Origin of the sequence: Streptomyces recifensis (assembly GCF_002154615.1) — a bacterium.
GTDB classification, from domain to species: domain Bacteria; phylum Actinomycetota; class Actinomycetes; order Streptomycetales; family Streptomycetaceae; genus Streptomyces; species Streptomyces griseoluteus.
In genome coordinates, this window is the sequence record NZ_MUNH01000508.1 from 1 (window position 1) to 8705 (window position 8705).

At 73.4% G+C, this 8705-nt stretch carries 10 protein-coding genes; 6 read left to right on the forward strand and 4 right to left on the reverse strand.

The genetic code is table 11. The annotated features are described in order from the left end of the window. From CCN33_RS24340 to lgt, 6 genes are all read left to right on the forward strand, one after another. A partial coding sequence (locus CCN33_RS24340) for an indole-3-glycerol phosphate synthase TrpC (protein WP_425275867.1) occupies positions 1 to 379 on the forward strand: 379 nt, incomplete at its 5' end. Positions 380 to 401: 22 nt separating this feature from the next. Beyond that, on the forward strand, positions 402 to 632 hold the full coding sequence (gene trpM / locus CCN33_RS33880; protein ID WP_086695630.1) for a tryptophan biosynthesis modulator TrpM: 231 nt from the start codon (positions 402 to 404) through the stop codon (positions 630 to 632). A gap of 79 nt (positions 633 to 711) precedes the next feature. Beyond that, positions 712 to 1998 (forward strand): tryptophan synthase subunit beta, encoded by a 1287-nt coding sequence (trpB, locus tag CCN33_RS24350; protein ID WP_086695631.1) that lies wholly within the window; start codon positions 712 to 714, stop codon positions 1996 to 1998. Next, entirely contained in the window at positions 1995 to 2813 is an 819-nt protein-coding gene (gene trpA, locus CCN33_RS24355) for a tryptophan synthase subunit alpha (RefSeq protein ID WP_086695632.1), read from the forward strand. Before trpB ends, trpA begins: the two co-directional genes overlap by 4 nt. Positions 2814 to 2894: 81 nt before the next feature. Next, positions 2895 to 3671 carry a DsbA family protein gene (locus CCN33_RS24360; RefSeq protein WP_086695633.1) on the forward strand — a complete coding sequence of 259 codons (777 nt, stop codon included), beginning with the start codon at positions 2895 to 2897 and terminating at the stop codon, positions 3669 to 3671. Positions 3672 to 3755: 84 nt separating this feature from the next. After that, on the forward strand, positions 3756 to 4778 hold the full coding sequence (gene lgt, locus CCN33_RS24365) for a prolipoprotein diacylglyceryl transferase (protein ID WP_086695634.1): 1023 nt from the start codon (positions 3756 to 3758) through the stop codon (positions 4776 to 4778). Positions 4779 to 4839: 61 nt separating this feature from the next. Here lgt and CCN33_RS24370 read toward each other — a convergent pair whose 3' ends face one another. The 4 genes from CCN33_RS24370 to CCN33_RS24385 all read right to left on the reverse strand — a co-directional run. Then, entirely contained in the window at positions 4840 to 5646 is an 807-nt protein-coding gene (locus tag CCN33_RS24370) for an HpcH/HpaI aldolase/citrate lyase family protein (RefSeq protein ID WP_086695635.1), read from the reverse strand. Then, positions 5643 to 6857 (reverse strand): CaiB/BaiF CoA transferase family protein, encoded by a 1215-nt coding sequence (locus tag CCN33_RS24375; RefSeq protein WP_208621873.1) that lies wholly within the window; start codon positions 6855 to 6857, stop codon positions 5643 to 5645. Before CCN33_RS24375 ends, CCN33_RS24370 begins: the two co-directional genes overlap by 4 nt. Next, a complete protein-coding gene (rbsK, locus tag CCN33_RS24380) occupies positions 6854 to 7747 on the reverse strand; it encodes a ribokinase (protein WP_086695636.1) in 894 nt (297 codons plus the stop codon). Before rbsK ends, CCN33_RS24375 begins: the two co-directional genes overlap by 4 nt. After that, positions 7744 to 8705, reverse strand: a 962-nt coding sequence (locus CCN33_RS24385; RefSeq protein ID WP_086695637.1) for an ADP-ribosylglycohydrolase family protein, incomplete at its 5' end; no start/stop codon positions are given. The genes rbsK and CCN33_RS24385, both read right to left, overlap by 4 nt.

Here is an 8705-nt window from a genome sequence, read left to right on the forward strand (position 1 = left end):
GCAGCCCGCGCTGGAGTCGCTGATCGAGCGCGCCGTCTCCATCGGGCTCACCCCGCTGGTCGAGGTGCACGACGAGGACGAGATCGAGCGTGCCGTGGACGCGGGCGCCAGGATCATCGGGGTGAACGCCCGCAACCTGAAGACCCTGGAGGTCGACCGGGGCACCTTCGAGCGGATCGCCCCCGAGATCCCCGACGAGCTGGTCAAGGTCGCGGAGTCCGGTGTACGCGGCCCGCACGACCTGATCGCCTACGCCAACGCGGGCGCCGACGCCGTCCTGGTCGGCGAGTCCCTGGTCACCGGCCGCGACCCCAAGGCCGCGGTGGCCGACCTGGTGGCCGCGGGCGAGCACCCCGCGCTCCGGCACGGCCGCGGCTGATCTCCCGGTAGGCTTGACCCCGATGACTCCCGCCCTGACCACCACCGTGGACCGCCACGCCCGCCTCGCGCGCGGCTGCCGTCCCCGCGGCTGCCGTGCCCCGGCCCGCCGCGTCCACGGCCGCAGGGTGAGGTACCACATCGGGGCGGAGCCGGGCCAGATCAACGGCATGCGATGGCGACAGCCGACCTGTAGGGGCGCGGGGCACCGTTCGATTCTGCGGCCTTGCCGCGTGGGCGCGACCAGCCACTGACGGCGCGCGACCGACAACGCTTCCCCGCCCCCACGGCGATCAGTGTCGATTTCACACGCACTCACCGTGAGGTACTGGCATGCCCAGCAACAACTACTTCTTCCCCGACCCGGAGGGCCAAGTTCCCACCACCGGGGGCTACTTCGGCGCCTTCGGCGGCAAGTTCATCCCGGAGGCCCTGGTCGCCGCCGTGGACGAGGTCGCCGTCGAGTACGACAAGGCCAAGGCGGACCCCGAGTTCGCCCGCGAACTGAACGGCCTCATGGTCGATTACACGGGCCGGCCGAGTTCGCTCACCGAAGTCCCGCGTTTCGCCGCCGAGGCCGGCGGAGCCCGCGTGTTCCTCAAGCGCGAGGACCTGAACCACACCGGCTCACACAAGATCAACAACGTCCTCGGCCAGGCCCTCCTCACCAAGCGGATGGGCAAGACCCGCGTCATCGCGGAGACCGGCGCCGGCCAGCACGGCGTCGCCACCGCCACCGCCTGCGCCCTCTTCGGCCTCGACTGCACCATCTACATGGGCGAGATCGACACCGAGCGCCAGGCCCTCAACGTGGCCCGGATGCGCATGCTCGGCGCCGAGGTCGTGGCCGTGAAGTCCGGCAGCCGCACCCTGAAGGACGCCATCAACGAGGCGTTCCGCGACTGGGTCGCCAACGTCGACCACACCCACTACCTCTTCGGTACGGTCGCCGGCCCGCACCCCTTCCCGGCGATGGTCCGCGACTTCCACCGCGTCATCGGCGTCGAGGCGCGCCGCCAGATCCTCGAGCGCGCCGGGCGCCTGCCCGACGCCGCCATCGCGTGCGTCGGCGGCGGCTCCAACGCGATCGGCCTCTTCCACGCCTTCATCCCCGACGCGGATGTACGCCTGATCGGCTGCGAGCCCGCCGGGCACGGCATCGACACCGGTGAGCACGCGGCCACCCTGACCGCGGGCGAGCCCGGCATCCTGCACGGCTCCCGCTCCTACGTCCTCCAGGACGACGAGGGCCAGATCACCGAGCCGTACTCGATCTCGGCCGGCCTGGACTACCCCGGCATCGGCCCCGAGCACTCCTACCTCAAGGACTCCGGCCGGGGCGAGTACCGCGCGGTCACCGACGACGCCGCCATGCAGGCGCTGCGCCTGCTGTCGCGCACCGAGGGCATCATCCCGGCCATCGAGAGCGCCCACGCGCTGGCCGGCGCCCTGGAGGTCGGCAAGGAACTGGGCCCGGACGGGCTGATCGTCGTCAACCTCTCCGGACGCGGCGACAAGGACATGGACACCGCCGCCCGGTACTTCGGGCTCTACGACACCGACGCCGAGGTCGCGGCCGACGAGGCCCACACCGCCGAGATCGAGGGGGACGCCAAGTGAGCGGCAACATCAACCTGCTGTCGGACACCCTCGCCGCCGCGAAGGCCGAGGACCGCGCCGCGCTCATCGCCTACCTCCCGGCCGGGTTCCCGACCGTGGACGGCGGCATCGAGGCGATCAAGGCGGCCTTCGACGGTGGCGCCGACGTCGTCGAGGTCGGCCTGCCGCACAGCGACCCGGTGCTCGACGGCCCGGTCATCCAGACCGCCGACGACATCGCCCTGCGCGGCGGCGTACGGATCGCGGACGTCATGCGCACGGTCCGCGAGGCCCACGCGGCCACCGGCAAGCCGGTGCTCGTGATGACCTACTGGAACCCCATCGACCGCTACGGCGTGGAGCGGTTCACCGCCGAGCTGGCCGAGGCGGGCGGGGCGGGCTGCATCCTGCCCGACCTGCCCGTGCAGGAGGCCGCGCTCTGGCGCGAGCACGCCGCGAAGCACGGTCTCGCCACCGTCTTCGTGGTCGCCCCCAGCAGCCGGGACGCCCGGCTCGCCGAGATCACCGCGGCGGGCAGCGGCTTCGTCTACGCGGCCTCGCTGATGGGTGTCACCGGCACCCGGGAGTCCGTCGGCGCGCAGGCCGAGGACCTGGTGACGCGCACCCGCGCCACCCGCTCCGACCTGCCCGTCTGTGTCGGCCTCGGCGTCTCCGACGCGGCCCAGGCCGCCGAGGTGGCCGCCTTCGCCGACGGCGTCATCGTCGGCTCGGCCTTCGTCAAGCGCATGCTGGACGCCCCCGACGACGCCTCCGGTGTCGACGCCGTCCGCGCGCTCGCCGCCGACCTGGCGAAGGGCGTCCGCCGGGGCGCCTGACCCCGGTCGTACCACGTCACTCGAACGGGTGGACCTCCGGCCGGGGAGGCGCAATGCGTCTCCCCGGTTCGTTCAGGGGGTGTGAGCGAGAAGAACCGTGACGGAAAGCGCAACGCCCGCCAGCGCCTGGCCGCCGAGCGCGAGAAGCAGAAGTCCGCGGAGAGGCGCCGGCGCGCGCTGATCGTCGGCGTCAGTGTCGTCGGCGTGCTGGGCCTCGCCGCGGTGATCGGGGTCATCGCGGCCAACGCGGGCAAGGACAAGGGCAGCAAGAACGCGGGCCCGGTCGTGGCGCCCTCCGGTGCCCAGGGCAAGGACAGCCTGGCGATCCCGGTCGGCAAGGAGGACGCCAAGTCCACGCTCACGGTCTGGGAGGACTTCCGCTGCCCCGCCTGCCAGGTCTTCGAGACGCGGTACCGCTCCACGCTGCACGAGCTGACCGACGCGGGCAAGCTCCGGATCGAGTACCACCTGGTCCGGCTGATCGACGGCAACACGGGCGGCACCGGCTCGCTGCACTCGGCCAACGCGGCGGCCTGCGCCCAGGACGCCGGCAAGTTCCGCGACTTCCACGACGTGCTGTACGAGAACCAGCCCCCGGAGACCGACGACGCCTTCGCGGACAACGGCAAGCTGATCGACCTCGCGGGCAAGGTCAAGGGCCTCGACACGCCCGCCTTCCGCACATGTGTGAACGACGGCACCCACAACACCTGGGTCGACCGCTCCCAGAAGGCGTTCGCCTCCGGCGGCTTCAGTGGCACGCCGACCGTGCTGTTCGGCGGCAAGAACATCTACCAGGACCAGTCCCTGACTCCCGCGAAGCTCAAGGAGATGGTGGAGAGCGCCGACCGGGGATGAGGGTTTTTCTCACCTCCCCGTTACGCACCCGTAGCCCGGCCGCGCGGCGACCGTACGGCCCGGCACGGTAGCGTCGGTCCTGCCATGGAACTTGCCTACATTCCCAGTCCGTCGCGCGGGGTGCTGTACCTCGGCCCCATCCCGCTGCGCGGTTACGCCTTCTGCATCATCATCGGCGTCTTCGTCGCCGTCTGGCTCGGCAACAAGCGCTGGATCGCGCGGGGCGGCCGTCCCGGCACGGTCGCCGACATCGCGGTGTGGGCCGTGCCCTTCGGCCTCGTCGGCGGCCGGCTCTACCACGTGATCACGGACTACGAGCTGTACTTCAGTCCGGGCCGCGACTGGGTGGACGCCTTCAAGGTGTGGGAGGGCGGCCTGGGCATCTGGGGCGCCATCGCCCTCGGCGCGCTCGGTGCCTGGATCGGCGCCCGCCGCCGGGGCGTGGCCATGCCCGCCTACGCCGACGCCGTCGCCCCCGGCATCGCCTTCGCGCAGGCCATCGGCCGCTGGGGCAACTGGTTCAACCAGGAGCTGTACGGCCACGAGACCCACCTGCCCTGGGCCCTGCACATCACCTCCTCCGAGGGCGGCCGGGTACCGGGTTACTACCACCCGACCTTCCTCTACGAGTCGCTGTGGTGCGTGGGCGTCGGCTTCCTGGTCATCTGGGCCGACCGCCGCTTCAAACTGGGCCACGGCCGCGCCTTCGCGCTGTACGTCGCCGCGTACTGCACGGGCCGCGCGTGGATCGAGTACATGCGGGTGGACGACGCCCACCACATCCTGGGTGTCCGGCTGAACGTCTGGACCGCCGTCGTGGTGTTCCTGCTCGCGGTCACCTACCTGGTGCTCTCCGCCCGGCGCCGTCCGTGCCGGGAGGCGGTGGTCGAGCAGGGTGTCTCCGACGATCCGGATGCCGGTGGGGCCGAGGCGGACGCGGGTGACGGGGAGACCGAGACCGAGGCCAAGGACGCGAAGGCCGACGGGACCGAGGCGGAGAAGACCGAGAAGGCCGGGGATGCCGAGAAGGCTGAACCCGAGTCCGAGTCCGGCCCCGATGCCGAGGCCGGGATCAAGGACACCGCCGACTCCGGCAAGAAGGGCTGACGCCGCCCCCGTACGCACGCCGGAGGGCGCCCGGAACTCTGCCGGGCGCCCTCCGGCGTGTTCAGGACCCGCCCGCCATCGACAGGATGCGCTGCGCCTGCGCCACCGCAGCCGCGTCGATGAAGCGGCCGTCCGGGAGGGCGAGGGCGCCCTGCTCGGCGGCCGCCGCCTTCAGTACCGTCTCCGCCTCCGCCACCTCCTCCGGAGTGGGCAGGTAGGCCCGCGCGATCACCGGGAGCTGGCGGGGATGGATCGCCGCGCGGCCCACGAAGCCCAGCGCGCGGCCGTGGGCGCAGGACGCGGCGAGCCCGTCCAGGTCCCTGACGTCGGGGTGCACCGACTGGGGCGGCGGGGCGAGGCCCGCCGCGCGGGCGGCCACCACCACTCGGGAGCGGCACCAGTCCAGGCCCGCGTCGGCCCGTACCCCGAGGTCGGAGCGGAGGTCGGCCTCGCCGAGGGAGAGGCCCCGCAGCGAGGGGTGGGCGGTGGCGATGGCGTAGGCGTGCTCGATGGCGAGGGCGGACTCCAGCAGGGCGTACAGGGGGAGCGCGGTCGCCTCCGCGGTACGGCGGATCTGCTCGGGCACCCCCACCTTGGGCAGCCGCAGCCCGGAGGCGCCCGGCAACGCGGCCAGGGCGGCGAGGTCGGCGGCCGCCCAGGGCCCTCCGGGACCGTTGACGCGGACGTGGACCGGGACCGGCTGGGGGTCCGCGAGCCGCTCCGCGGTGGCCGCGCGGGCGTACTCCTTGCGGTCCGGGGCGACCGCGTCCTCCAGGTCGATCACCACCACGTCGGCGCCCGCCGCGAGCGCCTTGTCCACCACACGCGGCCGGTCGCCGGGGACGTAGAGCCAGGTCAACGGGGTCACAGCGCACCCTCCTCGCGCAGCGCGCCGATCTCGGCGGGGCCGAGGCCCAGCTCGGTGAGGACCGCGTCGGTGTCGGCACCGTGCCCGCGCCCGGCCCAGCGGATCGCGCCGGGGGTCGCGGAGAGCCGGAAGAGCACGTTCTGCATGCGCAGCGGGCCGAGGTCGGGGTCGGCCACGGTGGTGACCGTGTCCAGCGCCAGGTACTGAGGATCCTCGAACACGTCCCGGACGTCCTGCACCGGGGCGATCGCCGCCTCCGCCTTCTCGAAGGCGGCCAGCACCTCGTCACGGGGGCGGGCGGCGATCCAGTTGCCGACCGCCTCGTCCAGTTCGTCGGCGTGCGCGGCCCGCTGCACACCGGTGGCGAACCAGGGCTCGTCGATCATTTCCGGGCGGCCCACCAGGCGCATCACCCGTTCCGCCACCGACTGCGCGGAGGTGGAGACCGCGACCCAGCTGCCGTCCAGGGTGCGGTAGGTGTTGCGCGGGGCGTTGTTCGCGGACCGGTTGCCGGTGCGCTCCTGGACGTAGCCGAGCTGGTCGTACCAGGTCGGCTGGGGGCCCAGCACCGCGAGCATCGGCTCGATGATCGCCATGTCCACCACCTGCCCGGCGCCGGTGCGCCGGCGGGCAGCCAGCGCGGTGAGCACGGCGTACGAGGTGGCCAGGGCGGCGACGGAGTCCGCGAGCCCGAAGGGCGGCAGGGTCGGGGGCGCCTCCGGCTCGCCGGTGAGGGCCGCGAAGCCGCTCATCGCCTCGGCCAGCGTGCCGAAGCCCGGCCGGTGCGCGTACGGGCCGAACTGGCCGAAGGCGGTGACCCGCGCCAGCACCAGCCGGGGATTGGCCGCCGACAGCTCGGGCCAGCCCAGGTCCCACTTCTCCAGGGTGCCGGGACGGAAGTTCTCGATCACCACGTCGGCGGTGGCGGCGAGCCTCAGCAGGGTGTCCCGGCCGCCGGGGCGGGACAGGTCCAGGGTGATGGTCCGCTTGTTGCGGCCGAGCATCTTCCACCACAGGCCGATGCCGTCCTTGGCCGGGCCGTGCCCGCGGGACGGGTCTGGCCGCAGCGGATGCTCGACCTTGATCACTTCGGCGCCGAAGTCACCGAGCATGGTGGCGGCCAGCGGACCGGCGAAAAGGGTGGCCAGGTCCAGCACCCGCAGGCCGTCCAGCGGCGGGCGGGTGGCGTCGTCGGGGCGGTCGGCGCTCATGAGGTGTACTGCGCCTCGATCTCGGGGCGGTACGGCATCGAAGCCGACGCGCCCTCCCGCTGCACCGACAGCGCGGCCGCGGCCGCCGCCCAGGACAGCGCCTCCCGCAGCGGCTTCTCCTCGGCCACGGCGACCGCGTACGCCCCGGCGAAGGTGTCACCCGCGCCGGTGGAGTCGATCGCGGCGACCTGGTGCGCGGGCACCGCGAGCGGTTCGGTGTCGCGGGACACGTACAGCACGCCCGCCTCGCCCAGGGTGAGGACCACCTCCGGCACCAGGTCGAGCAGGCCGACGGCCGCGTCGAGCGGGTCGGTGCGGCCGGTGAGGGTGACGGCCTCGTACTCGTTGGGGACCAGCACGTCGGTCACGCTCAGCAGCTCCTCCGGCAGCGGCTGGGCGGGGGAGGGGGTGAGGACCGTACGGACGCCGTGGCGCCGCGCGGCCTCCGCACCCGCGATCACGGCCGGGAGCGGTACTTCGAGCTGGAGCAGCAGGGCGTCGGCGGAGGCGATCAGGCCCTCGTCGCCGGGGGAGAGGTGGTCGACGGTGCCGTTGGCGCCGGGGACGACGACGATGGCGTTGTTGCCCTCGTCGTCCACCACGATGTGCGCGGTGCCGGACGGGCCCTCCACCGTACGGAGGAAGTCGGTGTCCACACCGGAGTGTTCGAGGTTGTCGCGGAGCCGGACGCCGTACGCGTCGTTGCCGACCGCGCCGATCAGCGACACCGTGGCGCCCGCGCGGGCGGCGGCCATCGCCTGGTTGGCGCCCTTGCCGCCGGGGATGGTGCGGAACTCCCGGCCGGTGACGGTCTCGCCGCGCTGCGGGGCCCGGGTGACATAGGTGACGAGGTCCATGTTCGTGCTGCCGAGCACGACGATGTGGGTCATGGGCGGGTCGCCTCCAGGTGGGTGAGTCGGGCGAGGGTGTCGAAACCGGTGCCGTCGAAGTCGGCGACCGTGCTGGCCAGCCGGTTCTTCAGCGGGGCCCGCCAGCGCTCGGGCAGCGCGTCGGGGGCGCCCGCGAGGAGGCCGGCGACGCAGCCGGCCGTGGCGCCGTTGGAGTCGGTGTCCCAGCCGCCCGACACCGCCCGGCAGACCGAACCGGTGAAGTCGCCGTCTGCGTGGGTGAGGGCGGCGGCGATCAGGGCGGTGTTGGGCAGGGCGTGCACCCAGTGGTGGCCGGGGCCGTGCAGGGCGTGCAGGGCGTCCACCACGTCGTCGAAGTCCTGGTGCTCCTCGGCCAGCCGCACGGCGTGGGTCACGGCGCGGGCCAGCCGGGAGGCGGGCGGGACCACCGTGAGGCCGGTGCGCAGACAGGCGTGCACGTCCTGGGTGCCGGTGGCGGCGGACGCGATGACGGCGGCCGCGAACATCGCCGCGTGCACGCCGGTGGAGGTGTGGGTGAGGACCGCGTCCCGGTGTGCCTGCGCGGCGGCCGCCCCCGGATCTCCCGCGTTGGTCCAGCCGTGCACATCGGCCCGGATCAGGGCGCCGATCCACTCCCGGAACGGGTTGCGGAACCGGGCGGTGTGCGGGGGCTCGACTCCGGCGAGGAGGTTGCGCAGGGCGACGCGCTCGGCGGTGAAGGCACGGCCGGGCGGCAGTTCGTCCAGCCAGAGCCGGGCCACGTCGTCGGTGGTGAAGGCGCGGCTGTGGCGGCGGAGCAGGAGCAGGCCCAGGAGGGGGTAGTTGAGGTCGTCGTCCTCCGGCATGCCGTCGATGTTCTCGGCCAGCGAGGTCGGGGCGGAGCGGCGGTTCCAGGGGTGCCGCGCGAGCAGGTCCCCGGGCACGCCCTTCGCGGTGAACCACGTGGTCAGCGGCCAGTTGCCGGTGGCGCGGGCCAGCT